This is a genomic window from Streptomyces sp. S.PB5 (assembly GCF_030403745.1).
In the GTDB taxonomy this organism is placed as follows: Bacteria; Actinomycetota; Actinomycetes; order Streptomycetales; family Streptomycetaceae; genus Streptomyces.
In genome coordinates this window covers 162,457-188,277 of record NZ_JAQMWP010000009.1, presented here as the reverse complement: position 1 = coordinate 188,277, position 25,821 = coordinate 162,457, and the positions used below count along the sequence as shown (strand labels likewise).

Genomic DNA, 25,821 nt, shown 5'->3' with positions numbered 1-25,821 from the left:
AGGTCGTAAGCACCGCATGTCCGACAAGTCGCTTCTGAACACGTCCCTGCATGAGCTGGACCCGGATGTCGCCGCCGCCGTCGACGCCGAGCTGAACCGTCAGCAGTCCACGCTCGAGATGATCGCCTCCGAGAACTTCGCGCCGGTCGCGGTCATGGAGGCGCAGGGCTCGGTCCTGACCAACAAGTACGCCGAGGGCTACCCCGGCCGGCGTTACTACGGCGGCTGCGAGCACGTCGACGTCGCCGAGCAGATCGCCATCGACCGGGTCAAGGAGCTGTTCGGCGCCGAGTACGCCAACGTCCAGCCCCACTCCGGCGCCTCCGCCAACCAGGCGGCGCTGTTCGCGCTGGCCCAGCCCGGCGACACCATCCTCGGCCTGGACCTGGCCCACGGCGGCCACCTGACCCACGGGATGCGGCTGAACTTCTCGGGCAAGCAGTTCAACGTGGTCGCCTACCACGTGGACGACGCCGGCCTGGTCGACATGGCCGAGGTCGAGCGCCTCGCCAAGGAGCACCGCCCGAAGGTGATCATCGTCGGCTGGTCGGCGTACCCGCGGCAGCTGGACTTCGCCGAGTTCCGCCGGATCGCGGACGAGGTCGAGGCGTATCTGTGGGTGGACATGGCGCACTTCGCCGGTCTGGTCGCGGCGGGCCTGCACCCGAACCCGGTCGAGTACGCGGACGTGGTCACCTCCACGACCCACAAGACCCTCGGCGGCCCGCGCGGCGGCATCATCCTGGCGAAGCAGGGCTTCGCGAAGAAGCTGAACTCCTCTGTCTTCCCGGGCTTCCAGGGCGGCCCCCTGGAGCATGTGATCGCGGCGAAGGCGGTCTCCTTCAAGGTCGCGGCCTCGGAGGAGTTCAAGGAGCGCCAGCGGCGTACGGTGGAGGGTGCGCAGATCCTCGCCGAGCGTCTGACGGCCGCGGACGCCCGCGAGGCGGGGGTGAACGTGCTGTCCGGTGGCACGGACGTGCACCTCATCCTGGTGGACCTGCGCGAGTCGGAGCTGGACGGCCAGCAAGCCGAGGACCGTCTCCACGAGGTCGGCATCACGGTCAACCGCAACGCCGTCCCCAACGACCCGCGCCCGCCCATGGTGACGTCCGGCCTGCGGATCGGCACCCCGGCCCTGGCGACCCGCGGCTTCACGGCCGAGGACTTCGCCGAGGTCGCGGACGTCATCGCGGAGACCCTGAAGGCGCCCTCTCCCTTCCAGGGGGCCGACGCGGAGGCCCTGAAGGCCCGGGTCAGGGCCCTGGCCGGCAAGCACCCGCTCTACCCCGGCCTGAGCAAGCAGTAGTTCCCTGGTGGGGGCACCCGAGGATGTGTGCCCCCACCCTTTCTCTAGGAGTCCCCGTGGCCATCTCGGTCTTCGACCTGTTCTCGATCGGCATCGGCCCGTCGAGCTCACACACGGTCGGCCCGATGCGTGCGGCCCGTATGTTCGCCCGCCGTCTGCGCAACGAGGGTCTGCTGCCCTCCGTCGCCTCGGTCCGCTCGGAGCTCTACGGCTCCCTGGGCGCGACCGGCCACGGCCACGGCACCCCGAAGGCGGTGCTGCTGGGACTTGAGGGATCCTCTCCCCGCACGGTCGACGTGGAGGGGGCGGACGAGCGGGTGGAGGAGATCAAGCAGTCCGGTCTTCTGAAGCTCCTGGGCGAGCGGGAGATCCCCTTCTCCTTCGACGACGACCTGGTCCTGCACCGCCGCAAGGCCCTCCCGTACCACGCCAACGGCATGACGCTGTGGGCGTACGACGCCTCGGGCACGGAGCTCCTGTCCAAGACGTACTACTCGGTCGGCGGCGGCTTCGTCGTCGACGAGGACGCAGTCGGCGAGGACCGCATCAAGCTGGACGACACGGTCCTGAAGTACCCCTTCCGCACGGGCGACGAGCTGCTGCGCCTGACGAAGGAGACGGGTCTGTCGATCTCCGCGCTGATGCTGGAGAACGAACGCTCCTGGCGGACCGAGGAGGAGATCCGCGCGGGCCTGCTGGAGATCTGGCGGGTCATGCAGGCGTGCGTCTCGCGCGGCATGTCCCGTGAGGGCATCCTGCCGGGCGGACTGCGGGTCAAGCGCCGGGCCGCGGTGACGGCCCGTCAACTCCGGGCGGAGGGCGACCCGTTGGCCCACGCGATGGAGTGGATCACGCTCTACGCGATGGCGGTCAACGAGGAGAACGCGGCCGGCGGACGTGTCGTGACCGCCCCGACGAACGGCGCGGCCGGCATCATCCCGGCGGTCCTGCACTACTACATCAACTTCGTGCCCGGCGCCGACGAGGACGGCGTGGTCCGCTTCCTGCTGGCCGCCGGCGCGATCGGCATGCTCTTCAAGGAGAACGCCTCCATCTCCGGCGCCGAGGTCGGCTGCCAGGGCGAGGTCGGCTCGGCCTGCTCCATGGCGGCGGGGGCGCTGGCGGAGGTCCTCGGCGGCTCCCCCGAGCAGGTCGAGAACGCGGCCGAGATCGGCATGGAGCACAACCTGGGGCTGACCTGCGACCCGGTCGGCGGCCTGGTCCAGATCCCCTGCATCGAGCGCAACGGCATGGCCGCGGTGAAGGCGGTGACCGCGGCACGGATGGCGATGCGCGGCGACGGCTCGCACAAGGTGTCCCTCGACAAGGTCATCAAGACCATGAAGGACACCGGGGCGGACATGAGCGTGAAGTACAAGGAGACGGCTCGGGGCGGGCTTGCGGTGAACATCATCGAGTGCTGAGGGAAGGGGGCCTGAACAGCGCGTTCGTGTCTTTCGGCGCTGTCGGGGCCTTTCCTGCTTACGCGGCGGAAAGCGCCTGGAGACTCCCTGGGGCAGACGTGAAAGTCCCTGAAAAGTCCCTGGGACATCCCCCTGGAAAGGGCTTTTGACCTGCAGGTTCGCGGCACGTGATCAACGCCGGATGTGCCGCTCACCCACCAGCTGATGTATCAAATCGATCCCCCACCCCCGCTCAAGGGGTGCCATTCGATACATGAACGCTGCGGAAAACCCGCGCTTGGAGCAGCGGCCGGCCTTTCCCCCACATTCACGACGGAGCAGGCGCGACAGGCCCTGCTCTCCCCATCGCGATCTGGCGCACTTGGTCATGGAGGGGGAGATAGACGAACTGTCCCGTGGGGGTGTACCGGCGGGCAGACGCCCCGGAAACGGCGCACGCGGATCTGCTGGCCGTGTGCGCACGGGCCCCTCGCGCCGTCTTGTGCGGGAATCCGCCCTGGCCCTGCATGAGCTGATCGACGACACCCCCGCAGCCGTACACATCGCCGTGCCGCGCGGTACACACCGCCCGACGCTTTCCTACCCGCCGATGGTGGTGGCGCAGTACGCCCCGAAGACCTTCCCTCTCGGTATCGAACCGTTCGAAGCAGCCCCGGGAGAGACCGTCCCCAGCCTCGTCGCAGGACAAACGGGATCACGTCGTCCGGCGTGGGCCGGTGCGCGTGTTCGTCGGCGCGCGGACGACGGCGAGGAAGGCGTGGGCCGGCATCGCGAGGGTGAACCGGCGGGCCCAGGCGGGACAGCGGCGGACCTGGTGCCCATCCAGCCTGCCCGGCCCTGGTGACGACTGATGCCGCCAGAGGTCGTTGTGCCTGATCAAACCACATGCGTTGTACCGGGCGCCGGTGCCTCGTACCGCAACCCCCAAAGGCGTCCGGCCACCCCATGGCCACCCGGAAGATGGCCGCCGCCCCTGAAAGTCACCCAACGCCAGCTGCTGCGTCTGAACACCTACGGGCCCAGCTCACGCCCCGCGTCACGGCGGCCGCTCGTGCGGACCGGCCCCCTGTGGTGCGCGCAGGCCACGGAAGTCCACCCGTGGGACGACTCTGTCCGCCGTATCATGACGGCACACGGGAAGGAGCACCGTCCATGAGTGTCGACGCGATCACGCACACCGAGTTCCCCGCGGGATATGTGGTGTTCTTCGGCGTCGACGGAAAGATCATCATGACCCCGCAGAGCGAAGAGCACTCCAGCACGATCAGGTCGATGCAGATCGACTCTCTCGCCCTCGGCCGTCATGCGAAGGTCACCTCGGACGTCTACATCGACTTCCCCGCCGACGAGAACTCCGCCCCCGACCTGGCCATCCTGCGCGAGGACGCGCGCAAGGAGGGCAAGCGCTACAGCTTCGAGGACGTCCTGTTGATCTCGGAGGTCGTCTCCACGTCCTCGGCACGCAAGGATTACGACGACTGCACCGCGAAGTACGGCCGGTACGGCATCCCCGTCTACCTCGTCGTGGATCCCTACGCGCGGGAAGTCGTCCTGCACACCGAGCCCACCTCCAGCGGCTACAGCACCGCCCACACCCGCGCATACGGCACAGGCAAGCTCCCCATCCCCCTGGCCGACGGCCGCACCTTCACCCTCGACCTCGACGAACTCCCCCTCCCGGACCCGGAGCCCGACACTCACTGAGTCTGAGAAAACGCGCCCCGAAGCAGGAAGAGGCCCGGCAGCCGGTCGGCGCACGCAGGATCATCGAAACCGCGACGGAAGAGCTTCCACGCATTGGGGCGCCCCGGGTTTGGTGATCACTCCCGGTGTTTCCCTGCCCTTCCGGCCTCATTCTGGCCCCAGGAAGGCCCGGCGGCGGGCTGGGCCGGGCCCCGTCGGGCAGGACTCCAGTGCTGAACCCACCCCCCGGTCGAGCAGATCGAGGCCGCGTCTCGCGAGTACGAGGGCGCCGCCGACCAGGCCCGCCGCACTGACCGCGGCGCGCCGCGAAGAAGGTCCTCGACAAGCTGCCCGCCGGCACCTACGGCACATGGCGCGTCTTCCGCACCCCGTCTCGATGAAGGCCTGCACCCCGAGCCGCAAGGTAGAGCTTGCCGGGCCGCAGCATCTGTCGGTAGTCCGGACGGATGTGAGCGAGTACCAGCAGCACCACGAGTTCCGGGCCATCAACCGGCCGTTGCCCAAGGGCGAGCTGAAGTAAGTGTGGGTCCTGTCGAGCCGCGCCCGGATCGCTCGGTTCCGAGAAGCCCTCTTGCGGAGATGACGGGACGAACACTTCTTCCTAATATATCCCCTTCGTCGAGCACGGTGGCCATGATGCAGTGGCACGCGAATGGGAGCCGAGCGCGTTGAGGGGCAACCGGTCGCGCTCTGATCATGCTTCTGTGCCGCCACCTGGGACGTTCGGCCCCTGTCCGTCGTCAAGCGCTGGCGCGACCCTGCTGGTAGGGAGACATGGAGCAGGACGCGGTGAGTGCGATGAAGTGGAAGAAGCGGAAGGCGCCGACGACGGAAGAGACGATCGCCGCGCTCCGCGCGCGGCTGGCTCGATTCGTCCGCGCCGGCGACACCGACGCTGTCCTGGGCGACTCCGCGCTCGACGAAGCACGCGTGCTGCTCGGGGACTTGCCCGAAGGTCGGGCTGGCGCCGAGACGCTGAGCCTCTGCGGCATGCTGCACTTCGCCCGTTTCCAGGTGCTGCCCGCCGGCCAGGATCAGCAGGAGCTGTTCATCGCGGTGCAACTGTTCACGCTGCTGGACATCGTCGCTCCCGAGATGGTGCCGCCCGAACTCCGTCCACTCATCCGCTTGGATTCTGCAGGCCCAAAGGCCGATCGGACTGCGCCGCAAAGTGGTGCCGAGGCGGATGCCGAACGGGCCCTTGACGTTGTGCGATTGGCACCAAACGCCCCCCACTCTCTGGATGAGGCGGTGCATCTCCTCCGAGAGGCGCTGCGCGAGCTTCCCCGCGACCATCCGAACCGGGGCCGCTACCTGGCGGCTCTGGATGACGCGCTGGAGCAGAGGTTCGAGCTCAAGGGCGCCCCCGAGGACCTGGACGAGGCCATAGAGGTCAGCCGGGAGGCAGTCACTGTCTCTCCGCCCTCGCATCCCGATCACGCCTCCGCGCTGTCCAATCTCGGCAATGCCCTGGGCATGCGGTTCGACCTAGCCCAGCAGCCCGCCGACTTGGACGAGGCCATCACGGTCGGCCGCAAGGCACGCACAGCGGCCCGGGCCGACCACCCCGCTCGCGCGCAGATCCTGTCCAATCTGGGGGCGAATCTGCGGGGCCGATACGAGCGGAACGGCAAGGCGGCGGACCTGAAACAGGCCGTCACCCTGCTGCGGCAGGCAGCCGACCTGCTGCCCCACGGGCATCCCGTTCGCGCGGCCGTGGTGTCGAACCTCGGCGGCGCTCTCGTGTCCCGCTATGGCCGCTCGAACGACCCCGCCGACCTGGACGAGGCGATTGTGCTCTACCGGGAGGCCATACGGCCTCTGCCCCCCGGGCATCCAAAGGTGAGCGGACTCCAGTCGAACCTCAGTGGCGCCCTCTGCCTGCGTTTCGAGCACGCCCACGACCGCGGCGAACTGGACGAGGCGATCGACCTCAGCCGACAGGCCGTGGCCTCGACCCCGCCCGGCCACTCCACCCGTGCGGCGATACTCGACACCCTGGCCAGGGCGCTGCAGACCCGATTCGATCACGCCGGTGATAGGGAGGACCTCGACGCCGCTGTGGCGGCCCGGCGCGAGTTGCTGGCAGCCACGCCTGCCGACCACCCTGACCGGCGCCGGTACCTGATGGTCCTCAGCGAGCTGCTGCGGGACCGCTTCGAGCGCGCCCAAGACCGCACCGACCTGGACGAAGCGATCGAGTCGGGCCGTCAGGCCACCCGAGCCGACGACGCCGTGGCGCTGGCCAACCTGGGCACCAGCCTCCTGACCCGCTACGAGCACAGCCATGGCCTGCCCGACCTGGACGAAGCGATCAAGAGCTACCAACAGGCCGCGGGTGCAGACCTGAAGACGGTCCGAGCCCGGACGCACGTGTCGGCCATGCTGTGCGTCGCCCTTGTCGATCGCTACGAACACACCGGAGATACGACCGCTCTGGAGGAGGCGGTCGCGGAAGGCCGCCGTGCCGTCGCCGCCGCGCGTCGGCACCTGGCCCCGGACAGCGCCACCGCCGTCGGGGCGCTGGTCAACCTGGGTATCGCGCTGCGCAGAAGCTACGAGCGCCATGGCCGCCAGGACGACCTCGCCGAGGCCGTCGAGGTCACTCGACAAGCCGTGGCGGCAGTGCCTGCCGACTCCCCCCGATCCGCCCAGGTGCTCACCAACCTCGGCGGCATCATGTTCCGCTTCTACGAACTGACCGGAGAACTCGGCTTCCTGAACGAATCCGTCGACGTCCAGCGCCGCGCAGCGCAGGCGAACGCCCCCGATCCACGAGCCCACACCATCTGCCTGGCCAACCTGGGCATCGCGCTGCACATCCGGTTCGAACACAGCGGCAACCAGACGGACTTGGAGGAGGCCATCACGGTGGACCGCCAGGCGCTGGACTCCACACCCGGCGATCACGCCGACCGGCCCCGCCGCCTGATCAGCCTCGGCAACGCGCTCGCGGCACGCGGCACCATCGAGGACCTGGACGAGGCCGTGGAGTTGAGCCGACAGGCCGTCGCCGCCATGCGTGGCCACCACGACCGGGCCCGGTATCTGGTCAACCTGAGCAACGCGCTGAGGAAGCGGTCGGAGCACGACGGAGCACCCGGCTACCTGGACTCGGCCATCGAGCAGTGCCGGGAAGCTCTGGACCTTACGCCGCCAGGGCATCCGACACGGGCCACCCAACTCCTCGCCCTCGCCGAAGGCCTCCGCCAGCGTGCCGCCCACACCCCGACGACCGCCGATCTCGACGAAACGGTCGCACTCTGCCAAGAGGCGGCGCGCGTCATGGAGGCGCCGCCAATCATGCGGGCCAGGGCCGCCCGGCTATGGGGCCGCGCGGCGGCTGACGCCGGCAGCTGGGCCGTGGCGGCGCAGGGGTACAAGGGGGTGGCCGAGCTGCTCGCCTACGTGACGCCGCGAGGGATGAACCGCTTGGACCAGGAGCACTGGCTCGCCGAGCTGACCCTCCTGGGAAGCGACGGGGCAGCCTGCTTCCTGCAGGCCGGGCAGCCCGAACAGGCAGTGGAGTTCTGGGAGTTCGGCCGCGGCCTGCTCCTGAGCCGCGCGCTGGACACCCGGATCGACCTGGCCGCCCTGCCTCCGCAGAAGCGGCACCTGGCCACCGATTTCGTACGCCTGTGCGACCAATTGGACCGCGCCTCCGCCGGCGGAGCACCGGGGGTGTCCAACTGGGGCGAGTGGGCGCCGCCCGGCAGGGGCGCTGATCACCGTCAGCAGCTCAGAGAGGAACTCGAACAGGTCGTCGGCACGATCCGCGCCTTGCCGGGCCTGCAGCACTTCGGGCTCCCCACCCCGGCGGACGAGTTGCTCACGGCGGCCCGGCGAGGCCCGATCGTGCTTCTCACCGTCAGCGCCATCCGGTCCGACGCTCTGCTCCTCACACCCGAGGGGATACGGGTGGCGCGCCTGCCGCAGCTGACACCGGACGCCCTGGTCGAGCAGTTGGTGACGTTCCAGAACTCAGTGGACCTGCACCACATCGCGGGTCTGACCGAGCGCGCGGAGCAGGGCCTGCACGACGTCCTTCGCTGGCTCTGGGACGCCGTGACCGAACCGGTGCTCGACGCCCTGGGCATGACGGAGAGGGGCGGCTCGGCGCCGGACGGGCGATGGCCGCGTATCTGGTGGTGCCCGGCGGGTCCGCTGTCCTTCCTGCCGCTGCACGCCGCGGGCGATCACTCCACACGCTTCGACCCGGTCCCGCGTACGGTGCTCGACCGTGTCGTCTCGTCCTACACGCCCACGATCCGCGCCCTGACGTACGCCCGCCGCTCCCCTGCCGCAGCAGGTCCGGGCGGACTGCTTGCGGTCGCCGTGCCGAGCGCGCCGGGCGTGGTGCCTCTGCCGTTCGTCATGGCCGAGGCAGACGCGGTGGTCAGGGAATGGCCCGGCCAAGTGGACGTCCTGTACGGCGATGTGCAGCAGGCCAGGGCGAAGCAGCCGGATGTCCCCATGGACGCACGGGCCGACTTCGCCACCGTGATCCGGGAGCTGCCCCGCCACCGGTCGGCGCACTTCGCCTGCCACGCGACCAGCGACATGACCACACCCTCCGCCAGCTGCCTGGTACTCGCCGACCACCGCAGCCACCCGCTGACCGTCACCGACCTGGCCCGGCTGCACCTGGCCGATGCGGACCTCGCGTATCTGTCGACCTGTGCCACGGCGCGCAGCGGACCGCCGAGGCTCGCGGACGAGGCGCTCCACCTGTCCTCGGCCTTCCAACTCGCTGGCTACCGGCATGTGATCGCCACTCTGTGGCCGATCACCGATGAGTCGGCCCTCTTCGCGGCCAGGATGTTCTACCAGCGGGTCGCCAGGCAGGCTCCCCACAGCCTCTCTGACACCACCGCCGCCGACGCCCTGCACGATACGGTCCGCGCCCTCCGCGACTCCCTGGGTGCACAGCAGCCGTGGAAATGGGCCGCGCATCTGCACAGCGGCGGCTGAGCCCCGGAGAGGAGTACGTGATGGAGGTCGAAGGACTGCTGGAAGCGGCCCGCTGCATACGCCCGTATCTCAGCGACCTCATCGGGCCGCAGGCGGACTCGCTCGACGAGGACCTTGCCACGCTGCTGGCAGCCGCCCACGACGGCCAGGACGTCGCCGAGCCGCTCCGCTCGCTGCTCAGTGACTACACCGCGACCGAAGCCTTCCTCACACAGGTACTCGAGGACGCTCCGCGCTATCGGCCGCCCCAGCTGCATTGGGCCGCGTCCCGTGGCGGCCCGCAGCCGTTGGCGGGGGACATCGGGCCGATCTTGTATGCCGGCAGCTACGCATGTCCCCAGGGGGACTATGTCTGGTACCGGCCCGAGGTGGGCGAGCCTGTCCCCCCGTGCCCCACTCACGGCATCGCACTCGTGCGCCGCTGACCAGGAGTCAGGGGCATGCTGGGCAGGTTCTGGGAAGGCCTCAGCGGTCCGCTCGCGGAGCGCTGGGCAGGAGTCGCGGCTCCCGCGGCGGTGTTTTGGCTCGGCGGGCTGCTCGCCTGGGCCAGGGGCCGAGGCGGCCTGGACGCGCTGGGCGACGTGACGGGCTGGCTGGACCGGCAGCAGACGGGCACCCAGGCCGCCGCACTCGTTGCCGTGCTCGTCGCCGTCGGTGCCTCGGCAGCCGTCGTCGAGCGCTTCACCGCGCCCGCTCTACGGCTGCTCGAAGGCTACTGGCCGCGAGGGCTCGGCCGGCTCGCCGACCACCTCATCGCCAAGGTGCGGCGGCGGGCCACGTCCGACGAGGACGCCTGGCAACGGCTCGCCCCCCGCGTATGGGCCACCCCGGCCACCGCAACCGCCGACGAGTTGGCCCGCTTCTCCCGCCTGGACCAGCGGCGCCGACGCCGCCCCGCGGCACCCGACCGCTGCCTGCCTACGCGCCTGGGCAACATCCTGCGCGCGGCCGAAAGCCGCCCCGCCGACAAATACGGTCTTGACGCAGTCGCTCTGTGGCCCAGGCTGTGGCTGGTGCTGCCCGACACCACCCGGCGGGAACTGCTGGCGGCCCGCGGCGCCCTGGACCGGACCGTCGCCGTCGCCGTCTGGGGCTTGCTGTTCGGCGCCTTCACCGTCTGGGACCCCCTGGCCCTGCCCGTCGGTCTTACGGTGAGCCTCATCGCCGTGACGCTATGGGCGCCACCCCGTGCGGAACTCTTCGCGGACCTGCTGGAAGCGGCCTACGACCTCCACCGCGTCGCGCTCTACCAGCAGCTGCGCTGGCCCCTCCCGGCCAACCCTGCGCAGGAGGCCGCATACGGCCGACAGCTGTCCGCCTACCTGTGGCGCGGCTCGGACGCACCGCACCCTACTTTCACCCCGCCGGAGGGGTCCGGTCCCCGCCCATGACCGGCTGACGCCTTGTCGACGGCTGCAGCCTGGGCGGGTACCTGCGGCGTGCGGTCAACGCAACCTGCGTGCCATCGTGAGTGCGCGGTAGCCGAGAACTCATGGCGGCTGGCCATGACCCGGTCAAAGTTCGCTGACCGTCATGGTGAGGAGGTAACAGTGGGTGCGTGGGAGGGGCTCTGCTGCTTTTGAGCCCAGTCGACAATGATGTTCGGGTCGCTCGGGGGAATCTCACCCCGGACGACCTGACCAGACCCCTACGCCGGAGAAGTCGTCCTGCACACCCGCCCCCTGGCCGACGGCCGCACTTTCACTCTCGACCTCGACGAGCTTCCCCGACCGGAGCCGGAAGCCGACGCTCACTGAGAAGACTCGCCGAGTCACGAAGAGACGCAGGCGGAGGGCCCCAGGAAGCTCGGGATCGTCCTCGGCCTCTGGCGCTTTCACCGGGTCAGGCACCGGTGAGGTCGGCAAGGAGCACGGACAGGAGGCGCTCCTCCATGACCGCGCCGGCCGCAGGCGGTGTGGACTCGCCCTCGCCGTGTGCCGCCGTGTAGTCGGCGGCGGTCATCCGCCAGGGATGGCCGCCGTGACGGCCCACGGCCTCCGCGGTGATGCACAGTCCGGCCCAGCCGGGTCCGCGCGCCAGTGCAGCCGGGCTCACGCGCGTACGGCGTCACCGGGCAGTCTGTGGCAGGCGGCGGACGGGACGCCCTCCGTACAGAGAGCCGCGGTGGTGTCCTGGAGTTCGCCGGCGACGGCGCGCAGTACGGCCGGGTTCTCACCGAGCAGCCCGGAGGCGACCTCAGCCGCTGCCCACCCCGGCGGCCCTGAAGTCGCCGTGGTCCGCCGGAAGCTCCTTTTGCGAGCGGCACTTGCCCGAAGTCCGAAGTCCGAACGAACAGCGAAACGCGTGGGGCGGGCAGCCAGGCTGCCCGCCCCACGCCGGTGGCGCTGCTCCGTGTCAGTCCTGCCGTGCCTGTGCCATCGCGGCCCTGCTGTGGATACGGCCCCGACGCCTGGCCGCCCGCAGGAACAGCATCGTGGGTACGACGCAGACGAGGACGGCGAAGATGCTGGCCTCAGGGCCGAAGTCGCCGCCGGTCAGTGCCTGGGGGCCGCTGACGGAGGCGTCCAGCAGGCCGCCGGTGCCGGTCCCGGAGCCGGAGACCGCAGTGCCGTAGATGCCCTGCTCGGCCATGTTCCAGCCCAGGTGCAGGCCGATCGGCAGCCACAGCGAGCGGGTGGCGGCGTAGAGCGCGCCGAACATCAGGCCGGCCTCGACGGCGATGGCCAGCGCGCCCCAGATCGTCGCGTCCGGGTTGATCAGGTGCAGGCCGCCGAAGGCGAGCGCGGAGACGGCCAGTGCACCCCACGTCCCTGTCTTCTCCTCCAGCACCCTGAACAGCCCACCGCGGAAAGCCAGTTCCTCGGTGACCGCCACGCAGCTCATCACGCCCAACGTGGTCAGCGCGCCACCGATCGAGCCCCAGCCCTGGATGTCGTAGCCGCCGGTCATGGCGACCAGCGCGATGGTGGCCGTGAACAGACCCACGCCGAGGAGGCTGCCCCGGCGCAGTTCCGGCCGTGCCCGCTCGGGAGCGAGCTCCTGCGGCCTGGTGCGGCCCTCCAGGTACCGCACCAGCCGGACATAGGCGAGCAGAGCAAGCCCTGCGGTGACCACTCCGGCGATCAGGGCGGTCAGCGGTGTGGCGTCGGCGACACCGTTGACCGCACTGGTGATCCCGTTCACGACCAGCATCAGCACGAACAGCACCGGCAGGCGTACCCACGCCGACGCGGCCCACCGCGCGCCGCGCCCGGTGTTCTTCACGGTGGGGTCGGTCAAGGGGCTGTCGGGGGTGGACGACATCGACATGGGTTCCTCCTCGGGGCCGCTCCTGACGGGCGGCGGCGGTCCGGCACTCTCGATGCCGGAAAACTACGGGCCGCGACCCCTGTGGATCGTCACCGGCGAGTGGGCACTTGCGGCACCCCGCCGTCCCCCGAGCGAGCTACCCCGCTGTTCTCCCCCGGGGGACCCAACCGCCGTACAAAGACGCTACGTTCGCCCCGCGGGACCCTCCGGCCCGTGACGCCGTACGACGCCGACGCCAGACCTACGGAATCGTGGACGATGACGGAAGACCAAGCAGTGCGCGGCGCAGCAGCCCGCACCCACTCGGGCCCGGCGCGCGCGAGCCTCCCGGCCGCAGCTGCCGCTGCCGCCCGCCTCCGCCGGCTGTCACGGTGGTGGGGAGCACGCCCCGCCGCCGTCAGGGACCGTGAGTTCGCGCTCGTCTTCACGGTGTTGTCGTTCGCGGAGCCGCTGTCGCGGGTCGGGGCGCGGTTCGGCGATCTCCCCGCCCGCGGTGCCTCCGTCGCGAGCGTGCTGCTGGTCCTGGGGCAGACGCTGCCGCTCGCGGTGCGCACACGGTGGCCGGCCGTCTGTCTCGCGCTGACGGGGACCTCGTTCGCCGTCCACGAGTGTCTCGGATACCCGGCGACCTTCGGGAGCCTGGGGCTGTACATCGCGCTGTACTCGGTGGGTGCCCACCAGGAACCCCTCCGACGGGCCATACCGGCGGCGGCGACGGGCGGGTATGTGGTCTTCGCCATCGCCCTGCACGCGCTGGGCTCCCCCGCAGGCCTGATCGACTACTTGGTCTACTACCTGGTCCTGGTGGCGATAGGGGGGCTGGGTGTCCTGGTCCACGGACGGCGGGCGCACGAGGCCGAGCGGCGGCGGCTGTCCACACAGGCGGCCATCGACGCGGAACGCAGGCGCCTGGCCCGGGAGATGCACGACGTGGTGACCCACCATGTGACCGCGATGGTGGTGCAGGCCGGCGCCGCGCAGTACCTCACCCACTCACCGGACCGCCTCGGCGAGGCCCTCGACGCCATCAACGGCACCGGCCGCCGCGCGCTGGCCGAACTGCGGTTCCTGCTCGGTGTGCTGGAGGCGACCGGCGAGTCGGCGCCCCACGAGCGGACGCCGTTGCCGGGCCGGGTGCCCGATCTGGTGGAGCAGACACGGGCGGGCGGCCAGCCGGTCGAGCTGGTCGAGGACGGTGAACAGCCGGCCATGGCGATAGGCGCCCGGCTCACGACGTACCGTGTCGTGCAGGAATCCCTGACGAACGCCGTCAAGTACGCTCCGGGCCGGCCGACCCTGGTACGGCTCGCGCACACCCCCGACTGGACGGACGTCGAGGTCACCACAGCCGACGACGGGCCCGGGGCCGGCGCCCCGCGGGGCGCCGACCCACACGTCTCGGGCGGCCGCGGCCTTGCCGGGCTGCGGGAACGGGTGGAGATGCTGGGCGGCCAGTTCGCGGCAGGCCCTCACCCCGACGGCAGGTTCCGCGTGCACGCACGCATCCCCAACGGAGGTGCCGCGTGAGTGTCCCGCCCCCCGCGATCAGGGTGCTGGTCTGCGAGGACCAAGCCCTCGTGCGCGCCGGCTTCGTCACGATCCTGGATGCCCAGCCCGACATGGAGGTCGTGGGCGAGGCCGTAGACGGCCTCGCGGCGATCCACCGCACCGAGGAGCTGAAGCCGGACGTCGTCGTCATGGACATCCGCATGCCGCTGCTCGACGGCATCGAAGCCACCCGCCGCCTGGCGGGCCCCGACTCCCCCAACCCCGCGAAGATCCTGATAGTCACGACCTTCAACGTCGACGAGTACGTGTACGAGGCCCTCCGCGCCGGCGCCAGCGGCTTCATCCTGAAGGACGCCCCGCCGCCCGAACTGGTCAACGCCGTACGCACCGTCGCCCGCGGCGAGTCCCTGCTGGCCCCGTCTGTCACCCGCACCCTGATCGGCCGCTACGCCGAACACGTTCGCCCCGCCACGGCCCCCGCCTCCCCCGAGCGCGACCGCCTCAAGACCCTCACCCCCCGTGAGCACGAGGTCCTCCTCCTCGTCAGCGAGGGCCTGTCGAACGCCGAGATCGCCGCCGAGCTGGTCATCAGCGCGGAGACCGTGAAGACCTATGTCTCCCGCATCCTCACCAAACTGGACCTCCGCGACCGGGTCCAGGCGGTGGTCCTGGCCTACCGGGCGGGGATCGCGGGAGGCGGTGACCGAGCCTGACGTTACGGTCCCCCATGGCTGACGTGCGGTTGACGCCCTCCTCCTACCTCGTGCTCGGGATCACCGACAAGCTGGGCGAGGCGAGCGCCTACGACACGAAGACGGAGGCGGCGCGGACGGTGGCGCCGTTCTGGTCGGTGCCGCACGCCCAGGTGCACGCGCAGTGCGGGCGGCTGCTGGAGGCGGGGGTGCTGTCGCCTATACGGCAGGAGAGCGGGCGCAACCGCCGCGTGCTGGCGCTGACGCGGCAGGGCCGGGAGGCCCTGGAGGAGTGGCTCGGCGACCCGAGGCGCTGGCCCCGGTCCAGCTGGACGAGCACCGGCGCACCCTGCGGTCGTACGAGCAACTCGCGGAGGAAGTCGGGGAGTTGCTCACCCCCTGGCAGCGCGAGGCGCTGGAGTTCGGGATCCGCTACGAGCGGATGATGACCGACTTCTGGCATGGGTGCGGCGCCGAAAGGAACGTACGCCCGCCGGCTCCTGAAGGCGATCGTGCCGGACCGTTGACCTCGGTGACAGCCATTCCTATCGTCTGGACAGTCCGATGCGGACCGTACAAAAGAGACTATGGACGCGGGCAGGGGGCCATCGTGCGTGGTCCGACGAACAGCGCATGGCGCCGCGGCGCCACGATCACGGTCACGGTGATGCGCGTCGCCTACGCCCCGATCGTGATGACCGAACTGTGGCCCTACGCCCGACCGGGCACCCCCGCGATCGGCGAGCGGCTGCTGTCCCAGACCGTCTCAACGCGCTATGTCGCCGACGCCCTGGCCACCAGGATCGAGCCCAACCGGCACAGCCTGCTGCCGATGATCGCGCCCTCGGTGCTCGGCGGCCTGCTCATGCTCCTCGGCCCCGCCCAGCTGCTGACGACGGCGCGACGACGCATGCACCTCCATCGCGTGCTCGGCGTGGTCTTCATGGTCACGGTGTACGCCTCGATGGCGGGCGCCGGACTGTACCTGGCGCGCACCAATCCCGAGGACACCTTCAGCGGGGCGGCGTTCTGGATCGTGCTCGCCACCATCCTGGCAGGCACCGTGTCGAGCGTGACCTGCGGCATCCTGGCCTCCGTCGGCGGCTTTCCGGACCTGTACCAGCAGTGGATGCTGCTGTGCTACGGCTTCCTGCTGACCGCTCCTCTGCTGCGGCTGGAATGGGGCGGTCCGCCGCTACTGCTGCCAGGACTGTCCATGGCCGAGATCAACCAGGTCGCGATCGCCCACCTGGGGTCGGTGGTCGCGCTCGGCGCGCTCGACGCCTCGCGCGCCCGGGACCGACGTACGACGGTCGACGGGACGACCCAGCGTGGCTGCGTGAGGGGGTTCGGGCGGCGGCCGCGGTCAAGAGCGCGGCGCGACGAATCGACGACCTGAACCCGTGGCTGATATTCGTACTCACGCTACAGAGGTTCGCTGTCTTGCCGACAAGGGATACCAGGCGACGCTTTCACAGCCCGTTGATGCGGCCACAAGCATGCACATTGTGAACCTGCCACAAAGTTCCCAGAGCTTCTGATGGCTCCCGCCGAGGCATACAGCAGGCGCAACCCGCACAGGGAGATGTGGGCGCCCACCGGAATCACACCGGAAATGATGGCGCCACACGGCAACAGTCACTGCGCGATCTTTACCATGAAACAAAAAGCCAGGTCACAGCCTTGGCCATCGATCCCGAATGCGCACCCCTTGCGCTCCCCTCCATGGACGAGCATCACGTCATCTGACCAGCCATCAGGAGTGCAGCGCAAAAGACCAGGTCAGAGCACATCCGACCTGGTCTCAGCTGGAGCCGCCTTCGGGATTCGAACCCGAGACCTACGCATTACGAGTGCGGGGCTCGCCGACGCCGTCCGACAGTGCGCCGCTGCAGCCGCTGTCGCGCCCAGGCGACGAAGCCCGGGAACACCCCGTCCGCCTCGGCCTTGTCGACCAACGCGGCCACGTCCGCGACCGGGTCGTCGTCGATGCGCAGCACGATCTCGCTCTGCGCGGCGCCCCACATCCTGACCAGTTCGCCGTTCGGGTTGGTACGGGTCTCCTCCAGAAGGGTCTTGCGGTCGAGCAGACGCGTCATGCGCGGAAGGTCCTCTTCCACGAGGACGCGGGCGAGTTCCCGCCCGCACAGGTCACGCGTCCGCGGCTCCATGAAGGCCCACCGGGATCTGAACGGCGTCTCCTCGTCGGGCTCGTGGGCGACCTCTGCCGGCGGGATCACCGGGCAGGTGGCAAGGGCGCCACTGGCATCGGGGGCCGGCGGGTCGACGTCCTGCCGCTTGACGAACTCCCAGTACGGCAGCGGGACGACCCAGAAGGTCACGTCGAAGACGTGCCTGCCCGGATCGACGGCGTGGGTGTCGAACCGCAGGAACAGGTGGTCGCCGTTCTCGGCCGCGAGACGGAAGGTCCGGCCCTTCTTGGTGAAGCCGACCGCCTTCATGACCGGGGCCACATGCTGCTTGACAAGGGTGTCCAGGGGATTCATGTCCGCCGCTTCCTGCTCACGCATCCAGTTCTAAGAGACTGGCAGCGACGGTCGCGCTCACCGGTACGGTCACACTGTTTCTGTGGAGCGCGGCAGGGCATACAACAACTCCAACTCTTGTCACCCCACTGACACTTGAGAGAGTCCCATGCTCCGCGGCATAGACGTCAGCGCCTACCAGTCCTCCTCGTACGACACGGACGGCATCTCCTTCGTCTTCGTCAAGGCGACGGAGGGCCGTACGTACACCAACCCCAAACTGGCGACCCAGACCAAGCGCGCCCGCGACGCCGGCCTGGTCGTCGGCTTCTACCACTTCCTCTGGCCCGGCAACCTCACCGCCCAGGCGCAGTACTTCGTGAGCAAGGCGCCGGAGCGGGCGGGCGACATCCTCGCGGTGGACTGGGAGACGACGGGCGACGGCACGCACGCGACCAACGCCGAGAAGGACCGGTTCATACGGAAGGTGAAGGAGCTCCGGCCCGGCCACAGGGTCGTCCTCTACTGAAACCGCCACTACTGGTTGAACGTCGACAGCACCTCGTACGCCGGCGACGGCCTCTGGATCGCCGACTACGTCACCGCGGGCAAGCCCCGCATCAAGGCGAAGTGGCGCTTCCACCAGTACAAGGACGACCCGGTGGACACGAACGTGGCCGACTTCGCGAGCAAGGCGGCGCTGCGGGAGTGGGCCAAAGGCTCCTGACGTTACGCGCGGAACTCCGGCTTACGTTCCGGGCTTGCCTCCGCCAGGGCCTTCGTGACCGCTTCCGCCCCGGCCCGCAGGCCGTACACCGGGGTGTCCGGCTGCTGGCGCCAGGAGTCGTCGAGGCCGCCCGCGTCGACCGTGTCGAAGCCGAGTTCCTCGATGAGGGCGCGGACCTTGGTCTTGGCGGCCTCGTCGTCGCCGGCGACCGGGAGGGCCTGGCGGTCGGGGGCGCCGGCGGGGCGGTGGCGGTCGAGGATGTCCTCGGCGTAGGTGCCGTTGAAGGCCTTGATGACGGGGTGGCCGAGGTGGCGTTCGGTCCAGCGGCTCTCCGTCAGGCCCTCGTCCTCGATCTCCGCGATGCGGCCGTCGCGCTGCTTGGGGTAGTAGTTGCCCGTGTCGATGACCGCCACGCCCTCCGCCGCTCCGTCGAGGACACCCGCCGGCAGGCCCGGGACGGCCTTGAGGGGGATCGTCACCACGACGACCTCCGCGCCCCGTGCCGCCTCCGTCACCGGTACCGGTGTCGCGCCGGTCTCCTTCGCCAGGTCGGTGAGCGTCTCCGGGCCGCGGGAGTTGGCCACGGAGACGTCATGACCCAGCGCGGTGAGGCGTCGGGTGAGGTTGCCGCCGATGTTGCCCGCACCGATGATGCCGATCTTCATGACAGTCCTCCAGAGCGACCAGATTCCATGCGTGTGCATGATTCTGTTGGGCGACAACCCGGGAGGGCGGAGGGGTATTCCGGGGGGACCTCAGACGCGTACGACGATCTTCCCCATGTGCTGGTTCGACTCCATCAGGCGGTGGGCGTCCTGGATGCGGTCCAGGCCGTCGAAGACCTCGGCGATCACGGGGCGGAAGCCGCCGTCGGCGAGGCCCGCGTTCAGGAACGCGGTGGAGCGGCGGCGGCCGCCAGGCGTCTCGGTGAGGTTCATGTTGGCGTACGTGTGGATCGTGAAGGGCCAGTTCCAGGGGATCTCGGCGGGGCGGCGGTCCAGCCAGCCGTAGACCAGGACCGAGCCGCCCTCCGCGAGGGCCTCGGCCAGCAGGCGGAAGCCGGGGCCGCCGATCGCGTCGAAGATCACCTCGGCGCCGCGGCCGCCGGTGAGCCGCCTGACCTCCTTGGCCACCGTCTCGGCGTCGCCGTCGGAGACGATCACCTCGGCCGCCCCCAGGTCCAGCAGCCCCTGCCGCTTCGCCTCCGTACGGGTCGTGGCCAGCGGAACGGCCCCGATGCGGCGGGCCACCTGGATCGCCGCGGTGCCGACCCCGCTGGAGGCGCCCGTGATCAGCACATGGTCGCCGGGCTTGAGGCCGGCCGTCTCCAGCAGCCCGCCGTACGCCGTCGTGTACGTCAGCCAGGACGCCGCCCCCGTGACCGCGTCCACGGAGGCGGGGCGGGGCAGGACCGCGGTCTCGGGCAGTACGACCCGTTCCGCGTACACGCCCTGGGCGCTCATCTCGATGCCGGGTCCGGTCGTCACCGGGTCGCCGACGGCGAGTGCGGTGACGCCGTCGCCGACCGCCTCGACGACGCCGGAGGCCTCGTAGCCGAGACGGGAGGCGGGGAGGGCGGGCTGGTAGTAGTAAGTGCCGGACCGGAACAGGGCTTCGGCGCGATTGAGGCCCAACGCCTCCACCCGTACGGCGACTTGACCGGGCCCGGGGGCGGGCACGGCGACGTCCTCGATCCTCAGTACCTCGGGTCCGCCGATTTCATGAAAGAGCACGGTACGTGCGGTAGTTGACATGCCGTCCACGCTAGGAGCGGCGGACAAGGCGATCCATGTCCGTCGATCTCCCTTTCCTGTCCGTACGTCTTCGTCGCCGCCGCCCCGTCCGACTCCCGGTTACGGTTGCCTGCATGGACGTACTCAGCGACGCGATCGCCGCGATGCGCACCGGGCGGCCGCACTCGGGGCGCCGGAACAAGTACGCCCCCTGGGGAATGCGGATCGAGGACTCGGACGGAGCCGGATTCCATGCGCTGCTGCGGGGCTCGGCCTGGCTGATCCCGGGGGCGGGCGAGCCGGTGGCGCTCGGGCCGGGGGACGTGGTGTTCCTGGCGCACGGGCGCGGTTACGCGCTGACCAGCGACCTGGACGTGGAGCCGGACGTCGTACGATTCGGCGCCGACGGCCGCCTTCCCGAACCTCCCGCCCCCGCACCGGGCTCCACCCCGGACACGGTCATGCTGTGCGGCGCGTACTGGCTCGACCGCACCCGCGCGCACCCCCTGCTCTCCGAACTGCCCGAGGTCGTCCATCTGCCCGCCGGGTCCGGCGCCCACGGTTCGCTGCGGGCGGCGGTGGAGCTGCTGAGCACGGAACTGGCGGAGCCTCAGCCGGGTGCGGACCAGATCGTCACCTCGCTCCTGGACACCCTGCTGCTCTACATCCTGCGCGCCTGGTGGCAGGGCGAGGCCCGTGGCCAGGACCACCCCACCGGCTGGGCGGCCGCACTCGCCGACCCCGCGGTGACGGCGGCCCTGCAGGCCATCCACGCCGCCCCGCACCACCCCTGGACGGTGGAGGAACTCGCCACCCGCGTCGGCCTGTCCCGCGCGGCCTTCGCCCGCCGGTTCACCACGCTCGTGGGCCGCCCCCCACTGACGTACCTCACCTGGTGGCGCATGACCACGGCCGGCCGGCTGCTCCGCGACGACGCCCTGCCCCTCCGGCACGTCGCCCAACGCACGGGCTACACCTCGGAGTTCGCCTTCGCCAAGGCCTTCAAGCGGGAGTACGGGGTGGCGCCGGGGCAGTACCGCAAGGAGGCGTCCTAGCCCGCAGGCCCGCAGGGCCGCGAAGGAGTCCCGCGCGAGGCCGGGGGCAGCGGCGGGCACGACGAAGGGGGCGCCCCGGGCCCGAAGGCGGGGCGCCCCCTTCTCGTGCGCGTCACTTGCTCAGGTACACCCAGAACTCGTCGAAGGACAGGACCTTGTCGCCGTTCAGGTCGCGGGCCTTGATGAGGACCTCGGCGACGGACTCGGTGACGTTCCAGTCGCCTTCCTGGGCGAGGGCGGTCTTGAACTCGGCAGCAGTGATGAAGCCGTCACCGTCCGTGTCGATCCGCTCGAAGTGCTTGCGTGCCTCGTCGATGTCGGCCACCGATCCGCCCCTTTTCGTCGTACCTTGCTGGCTTGTTGCCGAAGGTCAGATTAACCGGCGGTACGAGCGCGCAACGCGGCGACCACCCACGCGAACTCCTCCTCGTACGCCGCCTGCGGTCCGAGCCCCGCCACCGTCGCCCACAGCTGCCGGTACCGGGCCACCCGGACGTTGGTGCCGGCCTCCAGGCGCTTCAGCATCTCGGCCGGGTCCGCGTCACCGAGCAGCCCCCGCAGCAGGTCGGCGGCCTCGGGCGCCTCTGGCGCGACACCCCGCTCCAGGGCCTCCCCCGCGAGCTGCACCAGCCGGCTCATGAACCACAGCGAGGTGCCCGGGGGCACGTCCGGGCCGCGGTCGGCCGCGTTGAACTCGATCATCCTGCGCATCAGCACCCGGAACTCCGGGTCCTGCATCATCTCGGCGAGTTCCACCCACGCGTCCACCTGCTCGGGCGTCGGGTCGTCCGGCAGGTCCGCCGGGGGGTACCGCAGCCGCCTGCGGATGTCGGGGTCGGCGGTGTCGAGCCCGTCGAAGATCTCCGTCGTGAAGTCCTCGACGATCCGGGCCCGTTCGGCCGCCGACAGCCGTGCCAGCTTGTTCATCAGGGTCATCTCCTCTGCGGTCGAACCGCGTCGCGCCACGGTCGACAGCACCGCCCTGGTCACCTTCAGCGAGCGGATCTGCGCGTCCAGCGCCGTCACATGCGCCGCCGCCACCTCCGCGACGGTCCGCTCCCCCGCCAGCACCTTCCGTACGTCCTCCAGGCCGAGGCCCAGTTCGCGCAGGGTGCGGATCAGCTCCAGGCGGGCGGCGCACGAGGCGTCGTACAGCCGGTAGCCCCCGGTCGAACGGGTCACCGGTTCCAGGACCCCCTCGTCCGACCAGTAGCGGATGGTGCGCACGGTCAGTCCGGTGGCCCGGGCCAGCTCTCCGATGGTGAAAAGTCCGGTGCCGTCGTCGATCATGTCTGCGAGTCTGGGCCTTCCAGTGGGTGGAGACTCAAGGAGCGGGTGCGGTGGAGACTCTTCGGGACATTCTCGACGCCGCGGCCCGCGGAATCTTCCCGCCGGCGGACGGCCGTACGACGGTCGTGCCGCAGCAGTCGCCCCGGGACGCGGGCGTCCTCGCCTTCACCGCGCACTCCGTCGTCTTCACGGACGAGGATCCGGACTGGGTGTACGAGACGCTGCGCGGGCTGGACTGCGACCCCCTCGCCTCGACCATGAACCCGCTGTTCCTGGCGGCCTTCCTGGCGAAGACGGGGCGTACGGCCGAGACCATCGACTCGATGCTGGCCGGCTCGCCCCTGCCCGGTCGGCCGCCCGTCACACTCACGGAGATCAAGGACGCCGGTCATCCGCGGATCACGTACGCCCGCAGGCGCCGGGACGACGTGCGGGCCTGGACGGCGGAGGGTGGGGTGCTGGTGACGGGGCGCGGGATCGGTGGGCGGCTGGAGGTCTCGGTCGAGGTGGACGAGGGGGTACGGCATCGGGGGCTGGGGCGCGCGCTCGTCACCGCCGCCCGGCATCTCGTCGACGAGCCGCTGTGGGCCCAGGTCGCCCCGGGGAACGCCCGCAGCGCGCGGGCGTTCCAGGCCGCCGGTTACCGTCCGGTCGGCGCGGAGGCGTTGCTGCTCAGTGCCATGCCTCGTGGTGCGGGTTGCCCTGACAGCCGCTCATGATCTCGGGCTTGGTGGTCTTGTCCACCGGGCGGACAACCGTGGGCCCACTGCCAGTCGCACCGCTCATCAGCGCCGCGAAGCCGCGCGAGGCGGCCACGGCCGAGGCTGCGTGACGGCGGCGAGGGACAGCGAGGGACAACAGGACGGCAGCGGTGCGCCGGTGTGTCAGCGGAAGATTCCGGTGTGCCCCAGTGAGTAGCGTCCGGGCTGCGGGTAGACGGCGAGCCCGTGCGGTCCGCTGCCCACCGGGATCCGGGCCAGCTGCTCACCGGTGCGGGTGTCGACGGCGTACACCTCGGCGTCGTAACGCCCGGACAGCCACAGCACCTTGCCGTCCGCCGAGACGCCGCCCATGTCGGGGCTGCCGCCGTCGGGGAGGTGCCACTTCCTGGTGACCTTGTTCTGGGCGAAGTCCCAGACGGAGATGGTTCCTTCGCCGCGGTTGGAGACGTACATCTCGCGCGAGTCGCGGCTGACGTACAGGCCGTGGGTGCCCTTGCCGATGGGCAGGAGCGCCGGCTCGTCGAACTTGTCGCCGTCGAGGACCCACATGCCGTCGGCCATCATGTCGGCGACGTAGAACCGCTTGCCGTCGGGCGAGATCTTCACGTCCTGCGGCATGGCCCCGTCGAAGGGGAGCTTCTGCTGCCCGACGACCTTCATCTTCTCGGTGTCGACCTTGAGCAGTTCGCCGCTGAACTCGCAGGAGACGATGAAGTACTTGCCGTCCAGGGAGAAGTCGGCGTGGTTGACGCCGTAGCAGGTGACGGGGACGGTCTTCTTCCGGTCCATGGTGTGCGGGTCGCGGAAGACGAGTTCGCGGTCGAGGGAGGCCATGACGACGGCGTACTTGCCGTTGGGCGTGAAGTAGAGGTTGTACGGGTCGTGCACCTCGACCGGCTTGCCTGCCTTGCCCGTCTTCGGGTCGATAGGGGTGAGGGTGTGGCCGCGGTTGTTGTTGACCCACAGGGTCTTCATGTCCCAGGAGGGGACGACGTGTTGGGGCTGGCGGCCGACCCGGATCGTCTCGACGATCTCGTACGTCCTCGGGTCGATGACGGAGACCGTGTCGGACTCGGTGTTGGGGACGTAGACCCGTGACGGGAAGTCCTTGACCGCCGGGGAGAGTTTGCCCGGGCGGTCGGCGGCGTACACGTCCTTCGGGTTCAGGACGGGCGGCATCCCGGGCAGCCCCTGCACGGGCTTCTTCTTCGGCGGCGCGGGGACGGCCGCGGCCTTGGTGGTGCGGTGTCCGGTGGAGGCGTGGTCCCGGGTCTCGGTGCCGCAGGCGGCGAGGACCGTGAGAGCGGTGAGTACGGCGCTCGCGGCCAGGGTGTGCTTCACATGGCGGTGCATCAGCTGAACAGCTCCGTGGTGGTCACCGCGGCCAGACCGCGGCGGTCGAGTTCTTCCAGTACGGCGGGGAGGGCGGCGACCGTGTCGGCGTACCCGAAGTGCAGGCTCACCACGGACCCGGCCCGGATCCCGCCGAGGACCTCGCGGGTGACGGCGGGGGCGCCGGGCGAGGTGAAGTCGAGGGAGTCGACGTCGTACGAGAGCACGTGCGGGTAGCCGGTCTCGCGGGCGAGCCGTTCGACGAGCGGCGAGGCGCGGGCGGCACGTGAGGGCCGGAACCAGCTGCCGATCGAGCCGGTGAGCCGCCGCAGCCGCTGTGCGCAGCCCTCGATCTCGACGCGGGCCTCGGCCTCGGACATGTCGTTGATGCCGAGGTGGTGGAGGGTGTGGTTGCCGAGGTCATGGCCGCCGTCGAGGATGCGGCGGGAAACGTCCGGGTGTGCGTCGAGCCAGGTGCCCACGGCGAGCACGGTGACACGGGCGCCGGCCTGTTCGGCCTCGCGCAGGAGGGCGTGGGCGGTGGCGGGGTCGCCGTTGCCGTGGAAGGTGAGGGCGACGCGGGGGTGGGTGCGGGGGCCGTGGGTGAGCTGGGCGGGGAGGCCGGGGAGCCGGCGGGGACCGGGGGCGGGCGAGGGTTTCGCCGGGGCGCGGAAGCGGGTGGGGTGGGGGACGGCACCACTGGTGCCACACCCGGTGGTGAACGCGCCTGCGGTGACAAGTCCCGCGCTGGCGCGCAGCACCGTACGGCGATCGGTCGTGGTCACCCGGACCATTTAAGGGGGATGGATCGGGAAAAGCCCCGATTGACCCGTTCGGCGGCCCTATCGGATCGTCCGAGGGCCCTGCCGGATCGCCAGAGGGCCCTGCCGGATCGTCCGACGGCTCTGCCGGCTCAGCGGTCCGCGACCCGCATCTCGAACCAGGTCGTCTTCCCGCGCGGCAGCAGATCGACTCCCCAGCGGTCGGACAGCTTGTCCACCAGGAAGAGCCCCCGGCCGCTGAGGTCCATCTCCTGAACCGGCATCAGACAGGGCAGTCCACGGGAGGGATCGCGCACCTCGACCCGGATCCATCCGCGACGGCGTCGCATCCGCAACCCGAAAACCCGTGCGCCCGTGTGCCGTACGGCATTTCCCACGAGCTCGGACACGAGCAGGACGGCGTCCTCGGTCATCTTGGGGGTGAGTCCCCACTGGCGCAGCACCACGACCTGGGTCAGCCGGCGTGCCGTCGCCGCGGACTCGGGACGGGAAGGCAGCGGAACCTCCGCCTCCGTCGGGTTGCCGAACAACTCCAGCGCCTTGAGCGCGTGTTCGTCCTCTACCGTGGGCGACCACCGCGCCTCGGTCGCACGGCCGTGTCCCCGCGGCTGTTCGATGCCCTCCAGCCCCGCCATGCCCCCATCATGGCCGCACCGCGGGCCTTCCGGGGCCGTCTCTACGGAATACGCCCCCCGGAAGCCACCATTCCGCCGATTCCGATCGGCATATGCCAAGGGCATTTCATGGCTCGATACAACCCCTCTGACCTGCTGCGGAGGCTCGGTTTGAGGCAATCGAAGGCTCCCTCGACAAGGCAG

General features: G+C 70.3%; 22 protein-coding genes, 1 tRNA gene and 1 pseudogene. 14 read left to right on the top strand and 10 right to left on the bottom strand.

Annotation, left to right across the window (positions count from 1 at the left end; translation table 11 throughout):
- Window positions 1–16: 16 nt before the first annotated feature.
- The 7 genes from glyA to PH203_RS24410 all read left to right on the top strand — a co-directional run bounded on the left by glyA (window position 17) and on the right by PH203_RS24410 (window position 10,796).
- Complete coding sequence (gene glyA, locus PH203_RS24440; protein ID WP_289922630.1) at window positions 17–1,306, top strand: serine hydroxymethyltransferase; 1,290 nt, start codon at window positions 17–19, stop codon at window positions 1,304–1,306.
- A gap of 56 nt (window positions 1,307–1,362) precedes the next feature.
- Window positions 1,363–2,730, top strand: a complete 1,368-nt coding sequence (locus PH203_RS24435) for an L-serine ammonia-lyase (protein ID WP_289922629.1) — start codon at window positions 1,363–1,365, stop codon at window positions 2,728–2,730.
- Between the two features lie 1,152 nt (window positions 2,731–3,882).
- Window positions 3,883–4,434 carry a Uma2 family endonuclease gene (locus PH203_RS24430; RefSeq protein ID WP_289922628.1) on the top strand — a complete coding sequence of 184 codons (552 nt, stop codon included), beginning with the start codon at window positions 3,883–3,885 and terminating at the stop codon, window positions 4,432–4,434.
- 349 nt (window positions 4,435–4,783) lie between these two features.
- Window positions 4,784–4,954, top strand: coding sequence for a hypothetical protein (locus tag PH203_RS24425; RefSeq protein ID WP_289922627.1), 171 nt, complete (start codon window positions 4,784–4,786; stop codon window positions 4,952–4,954).
- Window positions 4,955–5,208: 254 nt separating this feature from the next.
- A complete protein-coding gene (locus PH203_RS24420; RefSeq protein WP_289922626.1) occupies window positions 5,209–9,405 on the top strand; it encodes a CHAT domain-containing protein in 4,197 nt (1,398 codons plus the stop codon).
- A gap of 20 nt (window positions 9,406–9,425) precedes the next feature.
- The gene (locus PH203_RS24415; RefSeq protein ID WP_289922625.1) at window positions 9,426–9,830 is read left to right on the top strand and encodes a hypothetical protein; all 405 of its coding nucleotides are present in this window, start codon (window positions 9,426–9,428) and stop codon (window positions 9,828–9,830) included.
- A 15-nt stretch (window positions 9,831–9,845) separates the two neighbouring features.
- Window positions 9,846–10,796, top strand: coding sequence for a hypothetical protein (locus PH203_RS24410; RefSeq protein ID WP_289922624.1), 951 nt, complete (start codon window positions 9,846–9,848; stop codon window positions 10,794–10,796).
- Between the two features lie 451 nt (window positions 10,797–11,247).
- On the opposite strand, the gene PH203_RS24405 is transcribed toward PH203_RS24410, so the two are convergent.
- Window positions 11,248–11,460, bottom strand: a complete 213-nt coding sequence (locus PH203_RS24405) for a DUF2399 domain-containing protein (protein ID WP_289922623.1) — start codon at window positions 11,458–11,460, stop codon at window positions 11,248–11,250.
- Between the two features lie 300 nt (window positions 11,461–11,760).
- Complete coding sequence (locus tag PH203_RS24400; protein WP_289922622.1) at window positions 11,761–12,675, bottom strand: CPBP family intramembrane glutamic endopeptidase; 915 nt, start codon at window positions 12,673–12,675, stop codon at window positions 11,761–11,763.
- A 258-nt stretch (window positions 12,676–12,933) separates the two neighbouring features.
- On the opposite strand from PH203_RS24400, the gene PH203_RS24395 reads away from it, so the two are divergent.
- From PH203_RS24395 to PH203_RS24380, 4 genes are all read left to right on the top strand, one after another.
- On the top strand, window positions 12,934–14,202 hold the full coding sequence (locus PH203_RS24395; RefSeq protein WP_289922621.1) for a histidine kinase: 1,269 nt from the start codon (window positions 12,934–12,936) through the stop codon (window positions 14,200–14,202).
- Window positions 14,199–14,897: a response regulator transcription factor gene (locus tag PH203_RS24390; protein ID WP_289922620.1), complete on the top strand. Its 699-nt coding sequence runs from the start codon at window positions 14,199–14,201 to the stop codon at window positions 14,895–14,897. The genes PH203_RS24395 and PH203_RS24390 overlap by 4 nt, the downstream gene beginning before the upstream one ends.
- Before the next feature lie 14 nt (window positions 14,898–14,911).
- On the top strand, window positions 14,912–15,322 hold the full coding sequence (locus PH203_RS24385; RefSeq protein WP_289922619.1) for a PadR family transcriptional regulator: 411 nt from the start codon (window positions 14,912–14,914) through the stop codon (window positions 15,320–15,322).
- Between the two features lie 164 nt (window positions 15,323–15,486).
- The gene (locus tag PH203_RS24380; RefSeq protein ID WP_289922618.1) at window positions 15,487–16,275 is read left to right on the top strand and encodes a hypothetical protein; all 789 of its coding nucleotides are present in this window, start codon (window positions 15,487–15,489) and stop codon (window positions 16,273–16,275) included.
- A gap of 410 nt (window positions 16,276–16,685) precedes the next feature.
- Here PH203_RS24380 and PH203_RS24375 read toward each other — a convergent pair.
- A tRNA-OTHER gene (locus tag PH203_RS24375) sits at window positions 16,686–16,792 on the bottom strand.
- A 739-nt stretch (window positions 16,793–17,531) separates the two neighbouring features.
- Between PH203_RS24375 and PH203_RS24370 the strand changes: the two are divergent.
- Window positions 17,532–18,089, top strand: a pseudogene (locus tag PH203_RS24370) (glycoside hydrolase family 25 protein).
- A 2-nt stretch (window positions 18,090–18,091) separates the two neighbouring features.
- Here the strand turns inward: PH203_RS24370 and PH203_RS24365 are convergent.
- Both PH203_RS24365 and PH203_RS24360 read right to left on the bottom strand, forming a co-directional pair.
- The gene (locus PH203_RS24365) at window positions 18,092–18,754 is read right to left on the bottom strand and encodes an NAD(P)-binding domain-containing protein (protein WP_289922617.1); all 663 of its coding nucleotides are present in this window, start codon (window positions 18,752–18,754) and stop codon (window positions 18,092–18,094) included.
- A 90-nt stretch (window positions 18,755–18,844) separates the two neighbouring features.
- Window positions 18,845–19,843: a zinc-dependent alcohol dehydrogenase family protein gene (locus PH203_RS24360; RefSeq protein WP_289922616.1), complete on the bottom strand. Its 999-nt coding sequence runs from the start codon at window positions 19,841–19,843 to the stop codon at window positions 18,845–18,847.
- 113 nt (window positions 19,844–19,956) lie between these two features.
- On the opposite strand from PH203_RS24360, the gene PH203_RS24355 reads away from it, so the two are divergent.
- The gene (locus tag PH203_RS24355) at window positions 19,957–20,877 is read left to right on the top strand and encodes an AraC family transcriptional regulator (RefSeq protein WP_289922615.1); all 921 of its coding nucleotides are present in this window, start codon (window positions 19,957–19,959) and stop codon (window positions 20,875–20,877) included.
- 112 nt (window positions 20,878–20,989) lie between these two features.
- Here PH203_RS24355 and PH203_RS24350 read toward each other — a convergent pair whose 3' ends face one another.
- Both PH203_RS24350 and PH203_RS24345 read right to left on the bottom strand, forming a co-directional pair.
- Entirely contained in the window at window positions 20,990–21,202 is a 213-nt protein-coding gene (locus PH203_RS24350) for an EF-hand domain-containing protein (RefSeq protein ID WP_289922614.1), read from the bottom strand.
- A gap of 50 nt (window positions 21,203–21,252) precedes the next feature.
- Window positions 21,253–22,167: a MerR family transcriptional regulator gene (locus PH203_RS24345; RefSeq protein WP_289922613.1), complete on the bottom strand. Its 915-nt coding sequence runs from the start codon at window positions 22,165–22,167 to the stop codon at window positions 21,253–21,255.
- A gap of 50 nt (window positions 22,168–22,217) precedes the next feature.
- On the opposite strand from PH203_RS24345, the gene PH203_RS24340 reads away from it, so the two are divergent.
- Window positions 22,218–22,886, top strand: coding sequence for a GNAT family N-acetyltransferase (locus PH203_RS24340; RefSeq protein ID WP_289922612.1), 669 nt, complete (start codon window positions 22,218–22,220; stop codon window positions 22,884–22,886).
- Window positions 22,887–23,051: 165 nt separating this feature from the next.
- On the opposite strand, the gene PH203_RS24335 is transcribed toward PH203_RS24340, so the two are convergent.
- From PH203_RS24335 to PH203_RS24325, 3 genes are all read right to left on the bottom strand, one after another.
- Window positions 23,052–24,242, bottom strand: a complete 1,191-nt coding sequence (locus PH203_RS24335; protein WP_289922611.1) for a YncE family protein — start codon at window positions 24,240–24,242, stop codon at window positions 23,052–23,054.
- Window positions 24,242–25,015 carry a polysaccharide deacetylase family protein gene (locus tag PH203_RS24330; RefSeq protein WP_289922610.1) on the bottom strand — a complete coding sequence of 258 codons (774 nt, stop codon included), beginning with the start codon at window positions 25,013–25,015 and terminating at the stop codon, window positions 24,242–24,244. Before PH203_RS24330 ends, PH203_RS24335 begins: the two co-directional genes overlap by 1 nt.
- 119 nt (window positions 25,016–25,134) lie before the next feature.
- Window positions 25,135–25,638 (bottom strand): ATP-binding protein, encoded by a 504-nt coding sequence (locus PH203_RS24325; RefSeq protein ID WP_289922609.1) that lies wholly within the window; start codon window positions 25,636–25,638, stop codon window positions 25,135–25,137.
- Window positions 25,639–25,821: the final 183 nt, after the last annotated feature.

What these genes read in the sequence shown, in the direction of transcription:
- PH203_RS24385 (WP_289922619.1), top strand. Translation starts at nt 14,912, where the DNA reads ATGGCTGACGTGCGGTTGACGCCCTCCTCCTACCTCGTGCTCGGGATC.
- PH203_RS24420 (WP_289922626.1), top strand. Translation starts at nt 5,209, where the DNA reads ATGGAGCAGGACGCGGTGAGTGCGATGAAGTGGAAGAAGCGGAAGGCG.
- PH203_RS24355 (WP_289922615.1), top strand. Translation starts at nt 19,957, where the DNA reads ATGGACGTACTCAGCGACGCGATCGCCGCGATGCGCACCGGGCGGCCG.
- PH203_RS24395 (WP_289922621.1), top strand. Translation starts at nt 12,934, where the DNA reads ATGACGGAAGACCAAGCAGTGCGCGGCGCAGCAGCCCGCACCCACTCG.
- glyA (WP_289922630.1), top strand. Translation starts at nt 17, where the DNA reads ATGTCCGACAAGTCGCTTCTGAACACGTCCCTGCATGAGCTGGACCCG.
- PH203_RS24425 (WP_289922627.1), top strand. Translation starts at nt 4,784, where the DNA reads ATGGCGCGTCTTCCGCACCCCGTCTCGATGAAGGCCTGCACCCCGAGC.
- PH203_RS24365 (WP_289922617.1), bottom strand. Translation starts at nt 18,754, where the DNA reads ATGAAGATCGGCATCATCGGTGCGGGCAACATCGGCGGCAACCTCACC.
- PH203_RS24325 (WP_289922609.1), bottom strand. Translation starts at nt 25,638, where the DNA reads ATGGCGGGGCTGGAGGGCATCGAACAGCCGCGGGGACACGGCCGTGCG.
- PH203_RS24335 (WP_289922611.1), bottom strand. Translation starts at nt 24,242, where the DNA reads ATGCACCGCCATGTGAAGCACACCCTGGCCGCGAGCGCCGTACTCACC.
- PH203_RS24400 (WP_289922622.1), bottom strand. Translation starts at nt 12,675, where the DNA reads ATGTCGATGTCGTCCACCCCCGACAGCCCCTTGACCGACCCCACCGTG.
- PH203_RS24345 (WP_289922613.1), bottom strand. Translation starts at nt 22,167, where the DNA reads ATGATCGACGACGGCACCGGACTTTTCACCATCGGAGAGCTGGCCCGG.
- PH203_RS24360 (WP_289922616.1), bottom strand. Translation starts at nt 19,843, where the DNA reads ATGTCAACTACCGCACGTACCGTGCTCTTTCATGAAATCGGCGGACCC.
- PH203_RS24330 (WP_289922610.1), bottom strand. Translation starts at nt 25,015, where the DNA reads ATGGTCCGGGTGACCACGACCGATCGCCGTACGGTGCTGCGCGCCAGC.
- PH203_RS24430 (WP_289922628.1), top strand. Translation starts at nt 3,883, where the DNA reads ATGAGTGTCGACGCGATCACGCACACCGAGTTCCCCGCGGGATATGTG.
- PH203_RS24415 (WP_289922625.1), top strand. Translation starts at nt 9,426, where the DNA reads ATGGAGGTCGAAGGACTGCTGGAAGCGGCCCGCTGCATACGCCCGTAT.
- PH203_RS24410 (WP_289922624.1), top strand. Translation starts at nt 9,846, where the DNA reads ATGCTGGGCAGGTTCTGGGAAGGCCTCAGCGGTCCGCTCGCGGAGCGC.